Origin of the sequence: Nonlabens sp. Hel1_33_55 (genome assembly GCF_900101765.1) — a bacterium.
Taxonomy (GTDB): Bacteria; Bacteroidota; Bacteroidia; order Flavobacteriales; family Flavobacteriaceae; genus Nonlabens.
This window is the reverse complement of sequence record NZ_LT627735.1, coordinates 2,479,491-2,500,795: the sequence shown is the minus strand read 5'-3', so window position 1 is coordinate 2,500,795 and position 21,305 is coordinate 2,479,491. Positions and strand designations below refer to the sequence as shown.

General features: G+C 38.5%; 18 protein-coding genes. 14 read left to right on the top strand and 4 right to left on the bottom strand.

All coding sequences use genetic code 11. The features are described from left to right. Nucleotides 1-97: 97 nt before the first annotated feature. The 4 genes from BLO34_RS11195 to BLO34_RS11180 are packed head-to-tail and all read left to right on the top strand — an operon-like array spanning nucleotide 98 to nucleotide 5,085. On the top strand, nucleotides 98-1,372 hold the full coding sequence (locus BLO34_RS11195) for an oligosaccharide flippase family protein (RefSeq protein WP_090755375.1): 1,275 nt from the start codon (nucleotides 98-100) through the stop codon (nucleotides 1,370-1,372). Beyond that, nucleotides 1,369-2,445, top strand: a complete 1,077-nt coding sequence (locus BLO34_RS11190; RefSeq protein ID WP_090755373.1) for a glycosyltransferase — start codon at nucleotides 1,369-1,371, stop codon at nucleotides 2,443-2,445. Before BLO34_RS11195 ends, BLO34_RS11190 begins: the two co-directional genes overlap by 4 nt. Next, nucleotides 2,438-3,883 carry an O-antigen polysaccharide polymerase Wzy gene (locus BLO34_RS11185; RefSeq protein WP_090755372.1) on the top strand — a complete coding sequence of 482 codons (1,446 nt, stop codon included), beginning with the start codon at nucleotides 2,438-2,440 and terminating at the stop codon, nucleotides 3,881-3,883. Before BLO34_RS11190 ends, BLO34_RS11185 begins: the two co-directional genes overlap by 8 nt. Next, entirely contained in the window at nucleotides 3,880-5,085 is a 1,206-nt protein-coding gene (locus tag BLO34_RS11180) for an O-antigen ligase family protein (protein WP_090755370.1), read from the top strand. Before BLO34_RS11185 ends, BLO34_RS11180 begins: the two co-directional genes overlap by 4 nt. 49 nt (nucleotides 5,086-5,134) lie before the next feature. Here BLO34_RS11180 and BLO34_RS11175 read toward each other — a convergent pair whose 3' ends face one another. Next, entirely contained in the window at nucleotides 5,135-6,193 is a 1,059-nt protein-coding gene (locus tag BLO34_RS11175) for a hypothetical protein (protein ID WP_157686780.1), read from the bottom strand. Nucleotides 6,194-6,359: 166 nt separating this feature from the next. Between BLO34_RS11175 and BLO34_RS11170 the strand changes: the two genes are divergently transcribed. Genes BLO34_RS11170 through BLO34_RS11150 form a run of 5 tightly spaced genes read left to right on the top strand, consistent with a single transcriptional unit; the run spans nucleotide 6,360 to nucleotide 11,784 of the window. Further along, nucleotides 6,360-7,406: a glycosyltransferase family 4 protein gene (locus BLO34_RS11170; protein WP_157686778.1), complete on the top strand. Its 1,047-nt coding sequence runs from the start codon at nucleotides 6,360-6,362 to the stop codon at nucleotides 7,404-7,406. Between the two features lie 6 nt (nucleotides 7,407-7,412). Beyond that, nucleotides 7,413-8,636 carry a WcaI family glycosyltransferase gene (locus BLO34_RS11165; RefSeq protein ID WP_197672887.1) on the top strand — a complete coding sequence of 408 codons (1,224 nt, stop codon included), beginning with the start codon at nucleotides 7,413-7,415 and terminating at the stop codon, nucleotides 8,634-8,636. A 31-nt stretch (nucleotides 8,637-8,667) separates the two neighbouring features. Continuing rightward, the gene (locus tag BLO34_RS11160) at nucleotides 8,668-9,657 is read left to right on the top strand and encodes a UDP-glucuronic acid decarboxylase family protein (RefSeq protein ID WP_090755365.1); all 990 of its coding nucleotides are present in this window, start codon (nucleotides 8,668-8,670) and stop codon (nucleotides 9,655-9,657) included. Beyond that, nucleotides 9,620-11,011 (top strand): undecaprenyl-phosphate glucose phosphotransferase, encoded by a 1,392-nt coding sequence (locus BLO34_RS11155; RefSeq protein WP_090755363.1) that lies wholly within the window; start codon nucleotides 9,620-9,622, stop codon nucleotides 11,009-11,011. Before BLO34_RS11160 ends, BLO34_RS11155 begins: the two co-directional genes overlap by 38 nt. Beyond that, nucleotides 11,011-11,784 (top strand): glycosyltransferase family 2 protein, encoded by a 774-nt coding sequence (locus BLO34_RS11150; RefSeq protein WP_090755362.1) that lies wholly within the window; start codon nucleotides 11,011-11,013, stop codon nucleotides 11,782-11,784. The genes BLO34_RS11155 and BLO34_RS11150 overlap by 1 nt, the downstream gene beginning before the upstream one ends. Here BLO34_RS11150 and BLO34_RS11145 read toward each other — a convergent pair. Further along, nucleotides 11,781-13,079, bottom strand: a complete 1,299-nt coding sequence (locus BLO34_RS11145) for a phenylacetate--CoA ligase family protein (RefSeq protein WP_090755360.1) — start codon at nucleotides 13,077-13,079, stop codon at nucleotides 11,781-11,783. The genes BLO34_RS11150 and BLO34_RS11145 overlap by 4 nt on opposite strands. 66 nt (nucleotides 13,080-13,145) lie before the next feature. On the opposite strand from BLO34_RS11145, the gene purD reads away from it, so the two are divergent. Beyond that, nucleotides 13,146-14,417, top strand: a complete 1,272-nt coding sequence (gene purD / locus BLO34_RS11140; protein WP_090755358.1) for a phosphoribosylamine--glycine ligase — start codon at nucleotides 13,146-13,148, stop codon at nucleotides 14,415-14,417. Nucleotides 14,418-14,419: 2 nt separating this feature from the next. Here purD and BLO34_RS11135 read toward each other — a convergent pair whose 3' ends face one another. After that, nucleotides 14,420-14,650 (bottom strand): DUF6341 family protein, encoded by a 231-nt coding sequence (locus BLO34_RS11135; protein ID WP_090755356.1) that lies wholly within the window; start codon nucleotides 14,648-14,650, stop codon nucleotides 14,420-14,422. Nucleotides 14,651-14,694: 44 nt separating this feature from the next. Here BLO34_RS11135 and BLO34_RS11130 point away from each other — a divergent pair, with 44 nt between their 5' ends. Genes BLO34_RS11130 through BLO34_RS11120 form a run of 3 tightly spaced genes read left to right on the top strand, consistent with a single transcriptional unit; the run spans nucleotide 14,695 to nucleotide 17,275 of the window. Beyond that, nucleotides 14,695-15,597 carry a hypothetical protein gene (locus tag BLO34_RS11130; protein WP_157686776.1) on the top strand — a complete coding sequence of 301 codons (903 nt, stop codon included), beginning with the start codon at nucleotides 14,695-14,697 and terminating at the stop codon, nucleotides 15,595-15,597. Nucleotides 15,598-15,641: 44 nt separating this feature from the next. Continuing rightward, nucleotides 15,642-16,250 (top strand): DUF4254 domain-containing protein, encoded by a 609-nt coding sequence (locus BLO34_RS11125; RefSeq protein ID WP_090755353.1) that lies wholly within the window; start codon nucleotides 15,642-15,644, stop codon nucleotides 16,248-16,250. Beyond that, complete coding sequence (locus BLO34_RS11120; RefSeq protein ID WP_231959479.1) at nucleotides 16,250-17,275, top strand: glycosyltransferase family 9 protein; 1,026 nt, start codon at nucleotides 16,250-16,252, stop codon at nucleotides 17,273-17,275. The genes BLO34_RS11125 and BLO34_RS11120 overlap by 1 nt, the downstream gene beginning before the upstream one ends. Here BLO34_RS11120 and BLO34_RS11115 read toward each other — a convergent pair whose 3' ends face one another. Beyond that, nucleotides 17,276-17,650 carry a hypothetical protein gene (locus BLO34_RS11115; RefSeq protein ID WP_157686774.1) on the bottom strand — a complete coding sequence of 125 codons (375 nt, stop codon included), beginning with the start codon at nucleotides 17,648-17,650 and terminating at the stop codon, nucleotides 17,276-17,278. A gap of 197 nt (nucleotides 17,651-17,847) precedes the next feature. Between BLO34_RS11115 and BLO34_RS11110 the strand changes: the two genes are divergently transcribed. After that, nucleotides 17,848-21,255 carry a hypothetical protein gene (locus BLO34_RS11110; protein WP_090755348.1) on the top strand — a complete coding sequence of 1,136 codons (3,408 nt, stop codon included), beginning with the start codon at nucleotides 17,848-17,850 and terminating at the stop codon, nucleotides 21,253-21,255. Nucleotides 21,256-21,305: the final 50 nt, after the last annotated feature.

Below are 21,305 nucleotides of genomic sequence, written 5' to 3'. Positions count from 1 at the left end.
TAACTTTGAGGAAAGTTGATGTAAATGTTTTGTAAACAGCTTATGTGATCAAGAGACCTTCAGATCATCAGTTCTTTAAGAATTTACCAAAAACGCAATGAAGTTTATTTTTCAAAAATTCTCAACTGATAAAAAAAGGGTTGTAAAAAATTATTTCTACGTTTCAATTTTGCAAGGCTTAAATTTTCTATTACCTCTACTTATCCTCCCTATTCTAGAGCATCAATTAGACGAGGATAAGTTTGGTCTAATAATGTATGCTCAGTATGTAATGAGTTTTTGTATCGTATTTACTGATTTTGGATTCAATATTACGGCTACAAGAGAGGTTGCGGTACTTAAAAAAGAAAGTAGGTGTTTATCAGATTTTTATTCTTCTGTATTTTGGTCTAGGATACTGCTGATAATAACAGTATTTGTTGTCCTATGTGGTGCGGTATTTTCAATAGAACGACTCTCTGTAGAATGGAAAGTTTATCTGCTTAGTTATGGTGTTGTTGCTGGTCAGGCAGTGTTTCCCGTATGGTTTTTCCAAGGCATAGAAAAAATGCAGATCATCACGATAATTCATGTTATAGCAAAATGTATTTTCACAATCTTGATTGTCCTGTTTGTAAAAAATACCGGCGATTACTTATTGGTACCAATATTCAATTCAATAGGTTTCATAATAGCTGGGGTTGTAAGCGTGGTTATTAGTTTGAAATATGTGAAACTAAGATGGCACATATCCAAAGGATTTAAGTCGTTTTACATGGACAGCATGAGTGTCACTCTTTCTAATGTGTCATCCTCTAGTGTGATTATTGCTAATGGTTTGATCTTGGGATTCTTTCAAGGAAATGCCATAGTTGGAGTTTATAGCATATTTGAGAAGCTAGTCATTGCATCAAAGACTGTTTTCATGCCAATATATCAAGTTTTATACCCTTTTGTCTCGAGAAAAACTGCGCAACAGACCATTAGATTTATGAAAAAAATGATTCCAATCATTGGTTCTATTGGGTTGGTTCTTTTTGCCAATTTATTTTTTCTAGGCGAGTGGCTGATAAAGTTATTATTTTCTAATCCAGCGACTTATGAGTATATCCATTTATTCAAGATAATGACTATTGTAGCTTTCACGTCCTCTCTAACCATGCTATATGCAACTTTATATGCACCATCGCAAAGACTATTCAAAAGACGCCTTCAGGTCTTAACGACAGGTGCCATTATAACAATTGCTCTAGGCCTGTTATTTACTCCAACTTTTGGGATAGAGGCAACCGCTTATATATTTACGTCTGTTGAGATTCTTCTGCTGGGAATGAGTGCTTTCTTTTACTATTTTAGAGACATGCCGGCGGCAAGAAATCAAGTAGACGAATGAAGACTAAAGGCATTATTATCGTTCAGAATCTAATTCCTGAGTATCGGATCAAGTTCTTCAATCATTTGAAAACAGAGTTAGGGGAAAGCTTTAAACTTTACTCAGGCGATCAGACCTTTGATCAAACAATAAAACACTCTACAGTGTTAGAAACTGATAAGTCAATAGGACAAACATTTTATTGTGGTCGCAGAGTTATGACGCAATCACTTGATTTCGAAATATATACCACACAGGATATAGTTGTTCTAGAACTTAACCCCAGAATTATTACTACATGGTTGCTTTTGATAGTTCGCAAGCTTCTTAATCGCAAGACTATTTTATGGGGACATGCGTGGTCTAGAAAAGGCAGTTCATCAAGAACGGAACCTTTAAGGTACCTTATGCGATTGATGGCTACCGAAATCATTACTTATACACAACGTCAAAAGGATGAGCTGAAAATTAAAACACCTCATCAAATAATAAGAGCATCTTCAAATGCACTACTTAATAAAAGTGAGATGCGCTATACCTTACAGAACAATAAAGCCTTAAACATTATTTATGTAGGTAGACTAGTGACTTCAAAAAAAGTTATGAATTTGTATGAGGCCTTTAAGTCTATCTATAAAGCTTTACCTGACGACACAAAGCTTATTATAGTTGGAACAGGACCGCAAAAAAAAGAGCTAGTGCAAGCCGTTGCAGTTGACCAATTAGAATCTAGGGTTGAAATTCTCGATGTGATTTTTGACAATAAAATATTATCTAAGTTGTATGCTAGTTCTTTATTCAGCGTCTCTCCAGGGTATATTGGTTTAAATATTATTCAAAGTTTTGGCTATGGTGTACCAATGATCATTTCAAAACAAGAACCACACAGTCCAGAAATCGAGGCCGCTCAAGAAAATGAAAATGCTATTTACTATGAAACAAATAACAATAAAGCTTTAGAAAAAACCATTCTAAAAGTATTTGAAAATCAGGATTATTGGATTTCAAAGCGTAGACCTATTCATGAATTTTGCAAAGGAAATTATAGTATAGAAAGAATGTGTGAGCCCTTTATAGCTGTCCTAAATGATTAAGTGGAGAGACTTATTCGTAGTGGTTTACCTATTGGTGAGTCTGTTTCATTTTTGGAATTTCCAACCTGAAAACGCATATATCTATATGTTATTTGCGGCAAATTTTGTTGTGATTACGCTTATGGTGATTTATCATTTATATATTGAGAGATCATACAGTCCATTCTTATCTACCTTTATTGTTTTCAATTATTTGTTTTTTTTGGTAGCACCTATGACACAGATTACGCAGATGGTAGGGTCAGAGCAAATGATTTTTGTAAATAAGTTCCCGTTAAAAGAAGACCTTGTGATAAAAACGTTGATTTTAGTTTTAATCTTCAACGGTAGTTTTTTCGCATTTTATCTCAAGTTCAAAACTTTAGTTTTTAAAAGAAGTGTCAGTTTCAAGACAAAGCAAACAACTGGAAATAGAAGCTTACCCATCTTATCTATAATATGGTTATTAATGGGGTTAATTATTCTATTTGCAAACTTTGAATTTATAATTTATGAGTTGAATCGCCCTTCGTGGCAAGCACTAGAGATTAGTGTTGTTGAAGGTTTGTTTAAAACCAAGATTTTATTTGTAGTCCCTCTATCAGGAATAGTAATTACAACCAAGGCCATAAGGTTAAAAACTAGTGTGTCTAATAAATGGGTTCTTTACATTGTTCTAATTTTATTTTTTGTGCTTTTATTGGTTTTTAAAAATCCTTTATTGACTAAGCGACATGAGTTGGGTCCTATATTCTTTATACTTCTATTTTTATACGCACCTAAAATGATAAACACAAACCTAAAGGTATGTGGGATGATATTCGTAGCAATGTTGATAGGTTTCCCATTAGCACAGCTTTTGACACATGTGGATTATGGTGCACAAGAGCTACTTTACAATCCAAGTTTATTGCTTGTTGAGGTAGAAAAGGGAGCTTTGACAAACGGTTATTACAGTCTTAATTATGATGCTTTCCTAAATATAGGAGTAGTTATTGAACACGTTTCAAACCATGGCCTCAGTTTGGGTTATCAAATGCTAAGTGGCATTTTATTTTTTGTGCCGCGAGCCATATGGACTGGAAAACCACCTTCTTCAGGTTTAATCGTTGGGAATACGCTTGACAATGATTACGGATTCAGCTTTACGAATGTTTCTAATCCTTTTGTGTCAGAAGCATATCATAATTTTGGTTTTTTTGGAGTCATCTTTTTTTCTTTTTTTCTGGTCTGCGTCATAATTTTATTCATGAAATGGCTCAGGTCTGGGAATTTATTTAAACAATGTACTGCTATTTATTTCTCACTACATCTACTCATGTTTTTAAGAGGTGATTTTACAAATGGTATGGCATACATGGGCGGTGCTCTCCTTAGCCTTTATTTACTACCTACTTTAGCACAGGCCCTTTTGAACACCTTCATGTTTTCCAATAAAAAATTAGCAATCAGCAAATGAAATTGAATAGATTAGAAAAAATTTATTTTTATATCTGTACGGCAGGATTTGCCATGCCTATTCTTCCCAGTTTATTGCGTAACATAATTATTGTGGGTATCGCCGTGATGACAATTCTATGTTTTTTTGATAAAAGAACTAAGATTACTATCAACTTCAAGCTTGCCATTATGGGATCAGCGCTATACCTGCTCTACGGTATCAGCTTGTTTTATACTGAAAACTTAGATTTAGGCATTAAAAAGCTTGAAACAGCAGCATCACTAATTCTATTGCCGCTATTTTTCAGTGGCATGCCAGATAAGGTCAAGAATTCCCTCCGATCAAGAATTCCCGTTTTCTTCTCCATATTTATTACTTCAGTTGCTTTAGCTTTCATAATTTTCTTTTGCATATTCTGGGAACATTATGGGGTTTCGCTCTTTCAACACTTCCCTACTGTAATTGATAAGGATTTGGGACCGTACAATATCCACCCCATTTATTTGAGCATGCACGGTGCGATCGCTATTCTCATGTCATTACACTTGCTCACCCATACTAAGTCTGCAAAAGAGATTGCCTTTTTGATCATTTGTAATATAATTATCGCTGCATTCATGCTCATTTTGATAAAAAAGGGCCCCATTCTATCACTTGTTATTGCTGGCTTTTATTACGTTATTTCTGCTGGAAACACTAAAACATGGACGGTTCTAGGCATCGTTGGGGTGATGTTTGCATCAGCAATTATCATGCACCCTAAAGTGAACAGTAAATTCTCAGAGCTTCTTAGAATTGGCGCAGAAGATAATATCGAGATGAGCTCGACCAATATAAGAATGGAGATTTATAAGTGCGGTAAGGGAATTATTCCGCAGGCTGGTATGTTAGGTTTTGGTGTTGGTGATGCAAGGGAGAAGTTATTGGACTGCTATCAGGAAACAAACGGGAACTTAGCTTTATACAAATACAATTCCCACAATCAATACTTGAGCATTATACTGCGTGCCGGATTCATTGGGTTAATATTTTTTGCCATTTACATGATCTATTTGCTTTTTGGTCTTATAAAAGTAAATGGTCACATCGCCGTTTCCATCATTGTATTTTATCTGCTTGTGATGTTTTCAGAAAATATTCTGGAGCGAGAGAATGGAGTGGTGTATTTCAGCTATTTATCTGCTTTTCTTTTTGTTGCCTTTACTGGATTTAAAAAGTAACCTATAGAGCTTACACATTAATTGATTGTGCGTTGTGGCACATCAAGAATTATCTGACAAGCTTTCTCAACCAGATTTTTAATTGTCTTTCCAATTTTGATCGAGACGACAGGTTGTTGTATGGTATCCCTACAAACCGACCCAAAAATAAAGCAGGGTCAGTATTTAGCTCGTAAAAAGGACTATGAGGCTGCACTAATTCTTCAAAAATTCGCTTTAAGCCATTCTCTTTTGCTGCTGGTAGGTGCCAGATAGGTAGATTCAGATCTTCGTCCTCAACATTGTTGTGGCCTATTCCATTCCATATTCGTTTTATCGCTTTCGCGAAAGCGTCATAAATATCATGATCATCCATACAATTGAAAACATGTGAAGTAATGAGCTCATCACCATCAAAAACAGTCCTACCATTAGCAAAAACAAGCGGATTGCCACTTTGTGCTTGTTCCAAGCAGAAATCAAACACCAGTCTGATTTTTTCGCTTATTTCCTTAAAAATATAAGGTTGAGCACCTATGATCTCGCCACCATACCAGATAGGAAAATCACGTTTGCAGGTAAGGTTGGAAACCTTAATTTGATCATAAATCTGCTTCATATCTTCCATACTTAGGTCGTGCGGTTCCTTAATAAATGGCGTATTTGATCGCTGATAGATATCCATCAACACAACCTTATCGTCTTGCGTTATCAATTTATAAACATCACTTGCTGGTCGCGTCCAGATGCAGTCGCTATCAAGTAGTAATGATGGATTTTCTAATTTTCCCAGCGCTTCTATCACTTCAAGTTTATAAAAGGCATTTCTAAAATAATTAGAATTCTCTTTAGGATCATAGTTAAGAAATGGCAGTGATATAATATTGACGCCTTTGCTTTCCAATAGTGTCTTGATGTTGATACCGTCTATGATTACTTCATGGGCATCGTTAGTAAATACAAGGTGAGATAAGTTAGAATTGCATCGTAGAGAAGTAAGACAGAAAGCCGTCACACATTTCCAATAAATGGATCGGTGATCCTTTTTGTTTTTGATCTGTGGACTTTTTGATGTGGTAATCTGATTGATGGTAGCGACATCCACGCAAATTGAGGTTACTATATTCAACTGTTTTCTTTTAAATCTATAACTTAAAGTATTATTGATCACCCAAAGGTCAATAGACGCTTAGTTTTACACAATGACCTACCTATTTTCTTACCTTGCCATTTCTGAATGTATATTGTAAAACATTTTTCTCACAAGATTAATGGTCAAAAGTAAAAAATTTGTTTTGATCGGGCCTTTCCCGCCGCCATTGACGGGTAATAATATTGCAAACGTTGAGGTCGACGCAGTCATGGAGTCCGATGGTTGGGTTGTAAGGCCTATCGATATGGAAATCAAGAGGGGTCTAGACCAGAGCATTGGCAAGGTTACCTTATACAAACTCGCCATCTTTAAAACCTATTTAAAATTACATTATGTTTTTTCAGGAAACGTTATTTACTGTAGCATAGGTCAATCTTTTCTAGGTATTGTAAAGTATGCGCCATTCATAATATTAGCTACAATTCTAGGGAAGGAAAAAATAGTACATCTACATGGTAATGCATTGAATAGCAATTATTTAAAGTTTAGCAAATGGCAACAGATAATTTCTAAATGGCTGCTTTCTCGTTTTGATAAAGCCATTGTTCTATCAGAATCTATGAAGGCCAACTTCAATCTGTTTTTACCAATGAAAAGGGTCTTTGTCTGCTGGAACTTTTCTCAAACAGAGGCTACAAAACCGAAAGACCGACAACATATAGGTATTAATATATTGTTTCTGAGTAACCTATTGCCAGCTAAAGGGATAGAAGTTTTCCTTGATGCAATGGATGAATTAATTGCAACTGGTCATAAGGTCAAAATAAAAATAGCTGGGGTACCATCCACAGATCGATTGGATATACTGGGGCGTATTGCGAATAATAAACAGATAGAGTATTGTGGCGTTGTGGCTGGCGGTAAAAAATCAGAGCTATACGATTGGGCAGACGTTTTTTGCATGCCTACATTAAATAAACTGGAAGGCCAGCCATTGGTGATTCTAGAGGCATTGAGTCATGGTTGTTTCATTATTGCATCAAATGTTTCAGGAATTTCTGACGTGCTCTCTTCCAAAAATGGTGATTTGATTGAACCAATTGATGAAAATCTGATAGACTCCATTTTGAAAATACTCAATAGTCCAGAGACTTTAGTAGATGTAGAAAACACCAATAGGAATTACTGTAAAAACTTTAGTCAGTCTATGTTTAGAGCACGTTTTTTAGATATCATCAACTCAAATTAAAGCATATTGGAGGAGCTGCATTCAAAAACCATCACCTTCATAAGTCTCAATTATGCGCCTGAGGATACAGCCATAGGACTATACTCCACTCAAATGGTAGAAGCATTAATCACTGCCGGCGCCCATGTTAATGTCGTTACTGCGATGCCCTATTATCCACAGTGGAAGATTCAAGAACCTTACGATAAGCATTCTTCATACGTTAAAGAAGATTCTAAGAGTGTTACGGTCTACCGGTACAAACAATATGTTCCTGAGTCTCCGTCATTTTTAAAGCGAGTCCTTCACATTTTAAGTTTCACTTACGGGAGTTGGCACAATTTGAAGAAAATTGACTGTTGCGATTTGGTAATTTCTATCATTCCATTTACCACATCCGCGTACCTAGGAAATCGACACGCTAAAAAGCGCAAGACTCCACATTGGATCCACATTCAGGATTTTGAGTTTGATGCTGCCCTGCAATCTGGTGTTTCTGGCAGCAGTAAAAAGTGGGTTTTTGAACAACTTTTTAGGATAGAATCAAAAATCCTGAAAAAAGCATCAATTATTAGTACCATAAGTCACTTGATGATCGATAAGTTGGCTTCCAAAACGAATACCCTAACCTACTATCTACCTAACTGGATCGAACCGGCAAAGTTTGATATTCCCTATACGGATCCACATTCATTCTTGACGAGTGAAAAATTCAAGCTTCTTTATAGTGGTAATGTTGGAGATAAGCAGGATTGGGAATTTTTCCTCGCTTTCGCGAAAGCGATACCCCAAAAAGACTTGGATATTATCGTTGTAGGTGCAGGATCAAAAATGAATTGGCTTAAACAAAATACGGATTATGAAAACATTCATTTTCACGATCCAGTTCCCTATGACCAACTACCGCAATTATTATCCAGTGCAGATGCACACATCTTATTTCAAAAATATGATGTGGTGGATACAGTGATGCCATCGAAGCTATTAGGAATGATGGCCAGCGGTAAGCCATCACTGGTTCTAGGAAACCCAGCTTCAGAAGTTAGGAATGTGATTGAAGATTCTGAAGGCGGAAAATATCTATCCAATTACAGTGTGAATGATGCTGTAGAAATAATTAAGCAATGGGAATCTGACCAAGCCATCTGCGAACACATGGGCAAGCAGGCCAAATCTTATGTTATCACTAATTTCTCAAGATCAAAGATTCTTGACCGTTGGGTCGACAAACTCGCCTCACTGGTAGAATAGTATTTATATTTACAATCTTGACAATTGTTCTATGAAAAAAAGAGTACTCATTACTGGCGCCGCAGGTTTTTTGGGATCTCATCTTTGTGACCGTTTTTTAAAGGAAGGCTTTCATGTCATTGGGATGGATAATTTGATTACTGGCGATCTTAAGAATATTGAACACCTTTTTCCTAGAGAAGACTTTGAATTCTACAATCACGATGTGTCTACTTTTGTTCATGTCGCTGGAGATTTAGATTACATCTTACACTTTGCTTCTCCCGCTAGTCCCATAGACTATTTAAAGATCCCTATCCAGACACTGAAAGTCGGTTCGTTGGGAACACACAATTTGTTGGGCCTTGCAATGGCTAAAAAAGCAAGATTGCTGATAGCTTCTACTTCAGAGATCTACGGTGATCCCTTAGTGCACCCACAAACTGAGGAGTACTACGGTAATGTAAATACCATAGGCCCACGTGGTGTCTATGACGAGGCCAAAAGATTTCAGGAATCCATGACGATGGCTTATCACAGATATCATGGATTGGAAACTAGAATTGTGCGCATATTCAATACCTATGGACCACGAATGCGGTTGAATGATGGCCGTGTCATACCTGCTTTTATGGGACAAGCATTACGCGGTGAAGACATTACTATATTTGGTGATGGTTCACAGACTAGATCTTTTTGTTATGTAGATGATCAGGTAGAAGGAATTTATAGGTTATTGCTTAGTGACTATTCTGATCCAGTCAACATTGGGAATCCTCATGAAATCTCTATCAAAGATTTTGCGCAAGAGATTATTGACTTGACAGGTACGGAACAGAAAATAGTATACCAACCATTGCCACAGGATGACCCTATGCAACGTCAACCAGACATAACCAGAGCTAAAGAAGTATTGGGTTGGGAACCTAAAATAGATCGAAAGGAAGGAATGAAACTTACCTACGAATACTTTAAACAATTGTCCCTAGAAGAATTGAAAAAAAGTGAACACAAAAACTTTAGAAAGCACAGCAGACGCTAGCCTTAGCTATCGTGATGGACGGTATTCTAGCCTCATAAGACCTATTTCTTATGTGGTTGACCTTGCTATTGTGATTTATGGTTCTGCATTTTTCTTTGAATCTAATTTTGACACACTCTCTTTTTCTATTTTCATTGGAATTTGTTGGATTATCATGTCCATGCAAATAGGCTTTTACCAAATTCACAGGAATACAGCCGTCACAAAATTGCTTGGGCTCATTTTCAAACAGGCTGTGTTTTTTACTCTTGTTGTCTTTGCATTTTTCGGTTACTACTATCAAATCGACAGCACTAGTGGGTATATTCTCAAGTACATCGCGGTGATTTACACGCTTATCGCCATTTTCAAGATCACGGTTTATTTCATTTTTAAAAACTATCGTAGTTATTTGGGAGGTAACTTTCGCAATATTGTGGTGATAGGAGATAATAAGGAAACTCGGGAGTTAGAAACATTTTTAGAAGCTCATCCAGATTATGGTTATAGACTCCAACATTTGTACGACGTTAATTCTACTGGATATGATCTAGATCGCATAAAAGAATTTGTACTTGAAAATGGAATTGATGAGATATTCTGCTCCGTTAAGGAGCTTGACAACGATGAACTTTTAGAGCTGACAGATTATGCAGACAATAATCTGCGTACGCTCAAATTCATTCCCAATCCAGAAACCATACTTTCCAAGCACCTCAAATATGACTACTATGGACAAACACCTATACTTTCCCTAAGGGAAATACCTCTGGACGATCCTTTGAATCAGTTGGCCAAAAGAGCTTTTGATATCATATTTTCACTTCTAGTCATCATTGGTTTTCTGTCCTGGCTTACACCTCTTATTGCTATTCTGATCAAGTTGGAATCAAATGGCCCCATCTTTTTTAAGCAAAAGAGAAATGGATTGGACTATCAGGAATTCGAATGTTACAAGTTCAGATCCATGGTGCCCAACAAGACCGCACATTTACACCAAGTGTCTCGCAATGACACACGTATCACTGGATTGGGAAAACTGCTGCGTAAAACCAGCATTGATGAGCTACCACAGTTTTTCAACGTTTTAAAAGGTGACATGAGTGTGGTTGGACCGCGACCACATATGGTGAGCCACACCCATATGTATGCAGAGCGTATCGATAAGTTCATGGTACGGCACTTTGTAAAACCAGGTATTACCGGTCTTGCCCAGGTAAGCGGTTATCGTGGTGAGGTAGAATCAGATGATGACATCGTGGGCCGCGTGCGCAACGACATCGACTACATAGAAAACTGGAGTACCGTCATGGACATACGTATCATCTTCAAAACCGTACTCAACATTCTAGTGGGCGATAAAAAAGCCTATTAATGGATTTGGTTTCAGTGATCGTCCCAGTTTACAATAGTGCTGCGACTTTAAAAGATACGCTGGATAGTATCTTAGCTCAAAACTATCGCCCTATTGAAATTATAGTCGTCGACGATTGCAGCAATGATAATAGTCACGCTTTCGCGAAAGCGTATTCTCAACAACATCATAAACAAAACATCAACTTTGTTATTCAGCGCAATGAGGAGAACATGGGCGCTGGATATACTCGAAATAAAGCATTGGGGTTATCTACGGGCCGTTACATAGCTTTTCTAGACGCAGACGACCTGTGGAGGCCCTACAAGCTAAACACGCAAATAGAGGCTATGAACTCCAGCGGAAGGAAGGTTTGCTATTCAGCTTATGAGATTTTTAAGGATGATTCAAATAATCCAGTAGCTGTACAGCAGGTTTTTTCAGAATTGACTTTTAATAAGCTACACAATACTAACTATCTAGGAAACCTAACAGGTATCTATGATGCGAGCGTCATTGGTAAAATCTCAATTTCCAGTATGCGCAAACGACAGGATTGGGCGATGTGGCTGGATGTACTCAAAAAAGGTGGTCCAGCAATAGGTATCCAAGAACCTCTGGCCAGTTACAGATTAGGAGCTGGACTATCTGCCTCAAAAATCGATCTGATTAAATATAATTTTGCGGTTTATAGAAGCCATTTAGGATACGGATTTCTGAAAAGTTGCTGGTGTATGGTACAATTCTTTTACGAGCAATTTTTTGTGAAGAATACGATGAAGAAACGGCTCTAACCTAAAACTTCTGTGACGAACTGCTTGAGCTTTCCATTTTTACTGCGATCTAGCCTATCCTTTTTTCGGAAAATCACTTCTATAGAGGCGTCGGCATAAGTAGCCATAGCTGTTTTTACCTTTTCTTTTTCTTTGAAGCTCAACTCTGTTGACGCCACATATCGAATCTCAAAAACTAAAGGCTCTTTTTGTATAATGACGAATTCAACAACATTATTGGATTCTGAAATAACACTCTTTGTAACATAATAAAAGGTCAGACCGGGAATTACTTTACCGTTTGGTAATCGTGCAATATCGCTGGTTCTACCTTGTAATTTTTCCAGGATTTTCACCCCTTTTTTGTTAGCAATACTTCCCAGATCACCTATCTCATATCTAATGAATGGATGTGCCTTATTATACAGATCTGTGATAAGAATTCTGCCAACCGTCCCATCTACAACGGGTTGGTTTTGCTCATCTACGACTTCAATAAAAAGAGTCGCTGTGTTAAGTATCATTGTGCCATCTGGGTTTTCCATCGCGATCAATCCAGTCTCGCTGCTACCATATTCATTGATCACAGGTATTCCTAGTACAGATTCTAACAACTCGCGATCATCCTTAAAAAGCATTTCGCTGGTCACTATACAAGCCTTGAGTGTAGGGCAAATGTCTTTAAGAATGACTTGTTGCGCACGACAATAATTGGCAAACAAAACAATGCTGCTGGTGTAGCCGTTGATGTAATGATATTTGCTTTCGCGAAAGCGATCTAAATATCCCTTCAAAATAGCATCACTCATATTGAATATTGGAAACCGGTGTCTGTTCCCTACAAAATCCTTCAATTGCTCTATGAATCGGCTGGTGCCGGTTGCCGGTATGCCATAAAATCTAGCCTCAAGGGAATGATCGAGATCAATGCCATGTTGTTTATAAGCGTGATCAAAAGCTGCCCATGTCATGGCGTGGCAAAATTTATCCTTAGCAAAAGAAAACGGGTGACCGCTAGAACCACTAGTGGATCCTTTGAAAACATTTCTGGTAGAGAAACCTTTGCTCAATCGCTGGTGCAATGGTTGCTGTAGATCTGATTTGGTTATTATGGGAAGGTTTTCCCAAGTTGCGTTTTTGTCTTTTACGTGTGTATTGTAAAAGGCTTTTGACTTAAAATGGTGTTTGAGAATAAGCTCTCTTTGCACCAATTGTTCTTGTTCATTCTTATTTAAATTAGCCTTAAAAACGGCTGTGGCCATCTTCAAATCATAGCCTTGCCATTGTAGTGATTTTCTAAATAAGGGAAGAGCCATTTAAACTGTGAATCAAGCGTGTTAGCAAAGTAAAACTTTTATTTTTGCTCTTTCAACAACCATCCTATGAATGTTTTGATTTTGGGTAGCGGCGGTCGCGAGCATGCTTTTGCTAGATCCATTGCTGCCAGTTCTTTACTCAAAAAGTTATATGTCGCACCAGGTAATGCTGGTACATCACAATTGGCAACAAACCTAGACCTACCAGTTACTGATTTTGCCGCAATCAAAACTAAAGTGCTGGAACTGGATATTTCAATCGTAGTCGTTGGTCCAGAGGCACCATTGGTTGAAGGAATCTATGACTTTTTCCAGCAGGATGAGCAGCTCAATCATGTGAATGTAATTGGGCCGTCAAAAAAAGGTGCGGTGTTGGAAGGCTCAAAAGAGTTTGCAAAAGAATTCATGATGCGCAACAATGTCCCAACAGCGGCTTATGAAAGTTTTACGGCAGATACTCTCAAGGAAGGCATGCAATTTATAGATACACTTAAACCACCATATGTTCTCAAGGCAGATGGCCTGGCAGGTGGCAAAGGAGTATTGATCATAGCAGATGCAGATGAAGCTAAAGAATCCCTAGAGCAAATGTTAGTGGGCGAGAAATTTGGCGCGGCATCTAACAAAGTTGTGATCGAGGAATTTCTAGACGGTATAGAAATGAGCGTGTTTGTCATGACTGATGGAAACAGTTACAAAACATTACCAACTGCCAAAGACTACAAGCGCATAGGTGAAGGCGACACAGGCCTAAATACTGGAGGTATGGGCGCCATTTCTCCAGTGCCATTTGCAGATGAAGTACTGATGAAGAAAGTCGAGGATCGCATTATCAAACCTACGGTTGATGGTTTGAAAAAAGAGAACATTACCTACAAAGGTTTCATCTTCATAGGGTTGATGATTGTGGATGGAGAGCCTTTGGTCATTGAATACAACGTTAGAATGGGCGATCCAGAGACTGAGGTGGTTCTGCCGCTTGTTTCCAGTGATTTACTGTCTCATTTGCACGCTTTCGCGAAAGCGGAACTCCACAAAGAAGAACTTACATTCGACCTGCGTAGTGCTGCAACGGTCATGCTGGTATCTGGTGGCTACCCAGAAGTCTATGAAAAGGGAATGGAAATCACAGGATTGGATGAGGTAAAAGACAGTATAGTATTCCATGCTGGAACCAAAGAAAGCAATGGGAAAACGCTCACTGCCGGTGGTCGTGTGATTGCGGTAACCAGCTTTGGCGAGAACTTCCATGAAGCCACAAAAAAATCCTATGAAAACATAGACAAGCTAGGTTTTGATAGGATGTATTATAGAACCGATATAGGTTTTGACCTATAGGCTTATTTCAAAAATGAATGCGCTGTTTGTGAACGATCTTCTTCGTTATTCTGGTCAAAAATGCGCAGTTGCTTCATCCAGTAACCTACAGCTAATATTAGTACGATGATCGCTACCCAGGTAAAAGCATTTGCGAGCCACCAACTTTCAAGTTCTAGTTCACGCAACCAATTGAATGGCACCATTAGGATATTTTCGAATAAATAGGCGATGGCCTCAAATAAATCTTTCATTGCAGTAACTTGCTTTAAGGGGACAAAAATAGTGAAAAAACCATATGCTTTCTAGATTTTTTAGCACATCGCAACCTTTCCATTATCTCATGGGAATCTTGCTATTGAGTTTAGGCAGTGTCTTTCTGTTGGTCTTTATTGAATCGCAGTGGAAATGGGAGTTTCTGATCTATGCCGCCATACTTCCTTTGATATTGCTACTTGTCCAATTTATCATTGTCAAAAATGAACTCACGGGACAAAATTCCTATGGCTTGTTTGCCACTACAATGCTGTTGCTCACCATGGTAATCACGGGAATTCAATGGCAAATGGTAGCCTGTCTATTTTTACTATTGCTCTCTTTGAGACGGCTATTAAGCCTTAAGAAAGGAATTGATAGCATACGCAAGATTTTTGACGGCAGTTTCTGGATTAGCATTGCCGTATTGATTGAGCCACTCATGCTAGCTTTTTTCATTGTTGTGTTTGCTGCAGTTTTTCTTTTTGCTAGAAATAAGTGGAACCACTGGGTAATACCTTTTGTCGCCATATCCTGCGTAGCATTGCTTGCATATACTATAGAGCTATATGTCACACTACCTTTTGTTTCATCACTATGGAGCTCCTCTTATTACAAACTAGCATTTCTATGGGATGAATGGGCGCCCATATACACGATTTATTGGCTTATTGCAGTAGCTGCCACTTTGGGTCTTTTGATCTATATTTTCAAACTGGTAGACATCCAGCAGCGTGTACGGCCGCGATTCTCAGTTTTGGTGTTTTCCGGTATTTGTGCACTTGCGGTAACTCTACTATTGCAATTCAATTATGTCTTGCTTTTAATTCCATCCCTAGCCATTTTTTTAGTGCGATCTATTGAGGTAATCAAACATAAGATGGGACGTGAGTTTCTTTTCGTTTTACCAGTACTGTTGATGATTCTAGCGTTGCTATTGCGGTAGACAGTCGGTATAGAAATTCTATATTTGCTATATAAATTGCTATTATGTTCTCCAAAAAAGCCAATTCCATTTTTCAGGAAGCTATTGATAAATATCACACAGTCAACACAGTAGATCAGCCGTTTGAAAACCCGTATGATAGATCCACTCAATTAATCGAGCATTTATTATATCACAAGTGTTGGATTGATACCGTTCAATGGCACTATGAAGACATCATACGTGACCCAAATATTGAGCCCGTAGCTGCACTCACTTTAAAAAGACAGATAGATGCCAGCAATCAGGATCGTACAGATATGGTGGAATATATTGATAGCTATTTTTTGGAAAAGTATAAAGATGTGAATCCTAAAGATGGCGCGACCATCAATACAGAAAGTCCTGCATGGGCCGTAGACCGACTTTCCATTCTTGCACTCAAAATCTACCATATGGAAGAAGAGGCAAATCGTAGTAACGCTAGCGATGCCCACAAAGCAGCTTGCCAGAACAAACTTGATATTCTACTTGAACAGCGTGTCGATCTATCCACAGCATTAGATCAATTATTAGCCGATATTGAACATGGCAATAAGTACATGAAAGTCTACAAGCAAATGAAGATGTACAACGACGATGAACTCAACCCAGTGCTGCGCTCTAGAAAATAATGAAGCCACAGCGACTATTGACGATACGTTTAAGCGCTATGGGCGACGTGGCAATGACCGTTCCCGTGCTCCTGGCTTTACGCAGATTGTATCCAGAGGTTGAAGTGATATCGCTTTCGCGAAAGCGGTTTTTCTCCATCATACAGCAAGTACCAGACATCGAGCTAGTAGAAGCAGATGTTAACGGCGCGCACAAAGGCGTTTTAGGATTAACAAGACTTGCCAAAGAACTTAGCAAGCACCAACCAGATGCCGTTGCCGATTTCCATAACGTGCTGCGTACCAAAATACTACGTGCATTGATTCGGAAACCTATCAAAGCCGTCATCGATAAAGGCCGCGCCGATAAAAAGAAATTAGTCAGCGATCCTGAATTTTTCCAGCCGCTCAAGTCGATCATAGGACGTTATCAAGATGTTCTTGATAAGTTGCAATTACCGGTTGAATTGAATCCTACTGATGTATTGCCACAATTAAGTATTCCAGAAAAAGTACATAGCCTAGTGGGCGACCACAATTATAAATGGATTGGCATAGCGCCATTTGCGGCTCACAAATCTAAATCTTTATCGCTCAACAAAGCTAAAGAGCTAGTTAGTAAACTGCTGGAAATAGGTAATATAAAACTAGTTCTCTTTGGTGGTGGCGCTACGGAATGCAAAAAGCTAGAGATTGTTGCCGGCACACATTCCAACGTTTTCAATCTTGCAGGATTTATGAGTTTTGAAGAGGAACTTGCTATGATATCCAACTTAGACGCGATGATTGCTGTAGATACCGGGAATGGTCATCTAGCAGCGATGTATGGTGTGCCCGTAATTACGCTTTGGGGAAACACGCATCCTTATGCTGGATTTACACCCTTTTCACAACCTAATGAGAATCAGATTACCGTTGATCGGGAACAGTTTCCACTAATTCCAACTTCTATTTATGGAAATAAAGTTCCTGCAGGATATGAAGATGTATTGGATACAATTGACTGTGCTCTAGTTGTAGCAAGACTTAAAGAGATTTTAAGTTAATTACAGACATGGTTCACTTGACCACTCTTGTCTTTCATCATCTCCATAACATAAATATGATTCTTTCAATTCAATTATTTCAAAATCACCTGTAAAGGAAGTGGTGTATTTCATCCATATAGCGATTCCTTTATAGGAGTCGTCTTTTAAATCTTCACGCGTATACAACAGAAAACTATCCGCGAATTGGCTTTTATAAGACTTTGTTGTAGTCATCGTTTCTGGGCCAGATTCTAAAACTATATGCGGATACATTTCCAACACATCCATAGGCTTATCAACACCATCGCTTGCGTCGATGGATTTTTGAAGTTGCTCAAAATCAATATTGCGGAATTGTGATAATTCCATACCGTCTAAATATATTGATTTCACTTGTTCTGAATTATTACAAGAACTGAAAGAAATGACTAGCAGGACTATAACTAGAATACGCGATTTGTGAACCATGGAGTTATCTGTAATTGTATTTGATAACCAAATTTAAGGGCTGCTGACGGTAAAACCTTAGTATCACCATCATTAACCCAATCATTTAAAATATTTTTGGGCATAAACTGTTCTATCAACACATGAAGTGGAAGCTACTTTTTTTATTCATTGCAAGTAGCTGGCTTATGAGTGCTCAGGATTACAGCGGTGTTGTCAAAAAACGACTACAAGTAAGTGATACCATAGCTTTTCATGAAATCAGTGTCAACCCTAATTTTTTTAGGTTGAGAGATAAAACCGGCATAAGCATAGACACCACTAAATATTCAGTTGACTATTCAAATGCTTTATTGATATTAAATGATAGAGCTGCAATAGCAACTGATAGTGTTGATGTACAATACTTACCGCTTAACGAGCTATTGACTAGATCTTATAAATTATACGATACTTCTATTATTCTAGGTAAGAACAGCCGTCAGGAACAATTGGTAGAGTTAAGCAAACCTACCTACAAACCTACGTTTGTACCCTTTGATGGTTTGCAGGTTTCTGGAAGTATTACTCGCGGCATACGGGTTGGCAACAATCAGAATAGTGTTGTGGATTCTGAGTTGGATTTGCGCATCACGGGACAGCTTTCTGATAAAGTTTCTTTACGTGCATCAATTCAAGATGCCAACGTCCCGCAAACCCAGAATGGCTATTCGCAGCGACTGGATGAATTTGATCAAATATTTATCGAGATTTTGAGCGATAACTGGAACATAAGAGCTGGTGATGTTGATTTACAACAATCCGATTATCAATTCAATAATTTTACGAAACGCGTTCAAGGTATTTCTGGACAGATTAAGCTTATTGGTGACGAATCTGCAGGATACGCAGGTGCAGCTGGCGCATTGGTACGCGGTACGTTTAACACGAGTAGGTTCACTGGCCAAGAAGGAAATCAGGGACCTTATAAATTGGTAGGACAACAAGGTGAACTTTTCATTCTTGTGATTTCTGGAAGTGAACGTGTCTATGTGAACGGCATACTGCTTACGAGAGGTGAAAACGCTGACTATATCATCGATTACAATGCTGGTGAGGTAAGGTTCAACCCTACGTTTCCCATCACCAGTGAAATGCGTATTTCCATAGAATATCAATATAGTGAGCGCAACTTCACTCGATTTATAGGATACGTTACAGGTGGTTTTGAAAGCGAAAACCTAAAAATTGACACGTATGCTTACACAGAAAGTGATGCCAAAAATCAGCCGTTGCAACAAGATCTCAATGATGATCAGGTCAATATTCTAGTGGCTGCTGGTGATGATCCTAATCTAGCTATCGCACCTAGCGCCGTAAGAGCAGACTTTTCAGAAAACCGAATTCAGTACGTAAAGCAGGTAATCAATGGAGTTCCGCGATTTGTTTTTTCTCAAAATCCGCAAGCGGAATTATTTAACGTGCGGTTCAGTTTTGTGGGAGAAAATCAAGGAAATTATGTCTTGATCGACAGTCAAGCGATCGCAAATATTTATGAATATCGAGATCCTATCAATGGTATTCCACAAGGTAGTTTTGAACCAGTCATACAGCTTTTTGCTCCAGAAACTTTGACCATTGCAGGTCTCAAGGCAAGATACAACCCAACAAACTCCACTCAAATACGTACTGAAATTGCCGCCAGTAACAACGACCTCAACAGATTTTCTGGACTAGATGACAACAATAATTCAGGTGTTGCGGCAAAGTTGGGTCTGGAGCAGGTTTTATTCAAACAAGACTCCACCCAAACCCTCAAAATCATCGCAGACACAGATTTTATTCAGTCAGATTTCCGTAATGTGGAGCGTGTTTATAACATCGAGTTCAATCGTGATTGGAATCTGGACAGCACTTTAGGCGATCAACTATTTACCACTACTGGTGTTGAATATGTGCGCGATACAACCATAGCTGCGACCTATGCGTTTCAGCATCTTGAATTTTCAGATCGTTATAATGGTAATCGACATAATATTGCTGGTAGATGGCGCAATGATGGATGGCTGTCACGCTTTCGCGGAAGCGTGCTCTCTACAAACTCCACCACTCAACAATCCACATTCAATAGAGCCGAAGCATCGATCCTCAAGTGGTTTAAAAAAAATTGGGTTGGAGCGCGACTCAATCTTGAGGATAATGAACAACTGGATAAAGCCACGCAACAATTCACAGCGCTGTCACAACGGTTTACGGAATATGAGGTCTATACAGGTCGCGGTGATTCTACGGCAACTTTTGTTGAAATAGGCTACAGGCATAGAGTGAATGATAGTTTGCGGTCTGGAAACCTGCAGCGCGTCAATAATAGCAATAATTATTACGTACGGTCACAACCCATTAAGGATGAGGTTCAAAGTCTTGTGGTTTTTGCTAATTATCGGGTTCTGAAAAGTGAGGACTCCAACATTGATAACGAAGTTTCACTCAACAGTCGAGTACTTTACAGCCGTAAATTTTACGGCAATAAAGTCCTATGGAATACTACCTATGAGACCAATAGTGGTACGATACCACGTCAGGATTTTACCTATCTAGAGGTTAACCCTGGTCAGGGAACGTTTACATGGATCGATTACAATAACGATGGAATTCAAGATTTGAATGAATTTGAGGTGGCACAATTTCAGGATCAGGCGCGTTATGTAAGGATCTTGCTGCCCAATCAGGTTTTTCTACCTATTCACCAGAATAAGTTTAGCCAGACCATCACGCTCAACCCTATTTCATGGTCTGGAGAAGATGGTTACAAAAAAGTCCTGTCGCAATTCTATAATCAGACCAGTTACTTAATTGATAGAATGGTGGAACGTGAAGGCGAGCGATTTGATCTGAATCCGTTTGATGATCGTGGCGATCAACTGGGCTTGAATCTGAGTTTTAGAAACAGCCTATTTTTCAATCGTGGTAAACAACGCTATACCACCAACTATACCTACTTGAGCACAACTTCAGAGAATTTGCAAAGTATAGGAAGCATTGAGTCAGAAGTGGAAAGCCACCAAATCAATTTCCTTCATAAAATAGGTGAGAGTTGGTTGTTTACTTTTAATGGACAAACGGGTTTCAACGCTAGCCGTAGTGAGAATTTTGCCAACCGCAATTTTGAGATAAATGAGAATCTAGTGAAACCGCAGATTTCCTACTTATTCGGCGAAAGCAATAGAATTGATCTGTTTTACGAATACCAGAATAAGGATAATCAGATTAATAATGCGGCCACGCTGGATCAGCAAAATTTAGGTTTGGGATGGAGTTTTAATAATGGTCAGAAATACGCCGTCAATGGCGAGCTGCGCTATATTAACAATGATTTCAACGGTCAGGCATTCTCACCAGTAGGTTTCCAGATGCTGGAAGGATTACAGGTAGGACAAAACCTGACTTGGAATCTATTGGTGCAGAAAAAAGTTACCAACTTTATTGATTTAAACTTGAGCTATCAAGGACGTAACTCAGAAACGGCAAGAACGGTGCATACGGGAAGCGTGCAGTTGAAGGCTTATTTTTAGCTCTATGAGCTATGAGGCGCTTTCTGCAAACCCTAGAATTCTAAATTAAT

Coding starts and splice junctions, on each gene's coding strand:
- BLO34_RS11195 (WP_090755375.1), top strand. CDS start 98: ATGAAGTTTATTTTTCAAAAATTCTCAACTGATAAAAAAAGGGTTGTA.
- BLO34_RS11190 (WP_090755373.1), top strand. CDS start 1,369: ATGAAGACTAAAGGCATTATTATCGTTCAGAATCTAATTCCTGAGTAT.
- BLO34_RS11185 (WP_090755372.1), top strand. CDS start 2,438: ATGATTAAGTGGAGAGACTTATTCGTAGTGGTTTACCTATTGGTGAGT.
- BLO34_RS11180 (WP_090755370.1), top strand. CDS start 3,880: ATGAAATTGAATAGATTAGAAAAAATTTATTTTTATATCTGTACGGCA.
- BLO34_RS11160 (WP_090755365.1), top strand. CDS start 8,668: ATGAAAAAAAGAGTACTCATTACTGGCGCCGCAGGTTTTTTGGGATCT.
- BLO34_RS11150 (WP_090755362.1), top strand. CDS start 11,011: ATGGATTTGGTTTCAGTGATCGTCCCAGTTTACAATAGTGCTGCGACT.
- BLO34_RS11145 (WP_090755360.1), bottom strand. CDS start 13,079: ATGGCTCTTCCCTTATTTAGAAAATCACTACAATGGCAAGGCTATGAT.
- purD (WP_090755358.1), top strand. CDS start 13,146: ATGAATGTTTTGATTTTGGGTAGCGGCGGTCGCGAGCATGCTTTTGCT.
- BLO34_RS11135 (WP_090755356.1), bottom strand. CDS start 14,650: ATGAAAGATTTATTTGAGGCCATCGCCTATTTATTCGAAAATATCCTA.
- BLO34_RS11130 (WP_157686776.1), top strand. CDS start 14,695: ATGCTTTCTAGATTTTTTAGCACATCGCAACCTTTCCATTATCTCATG.
- BLO34_RS11125 (WP_090755353.1), top strand. CDS start 15,642: ATGTTCTCCAAAAAAGCCAATTCCATTTTTCAGGAAGCTATTGATAAA.
- BLO34_RS11120 (WP_231959479.1), top strand. CDS start 16,250: ATGAAGCCACAGCGACTATTGACGATACGTTTAAGCGCTATGGGCGAC.
- BLO34_RS11110 (WP_090755348.1), top strand. CDS start 17,848: ATGAAGTGGAAGCTACTTTTTTTATTCATTGCAAGTAGCTGGCTTATG.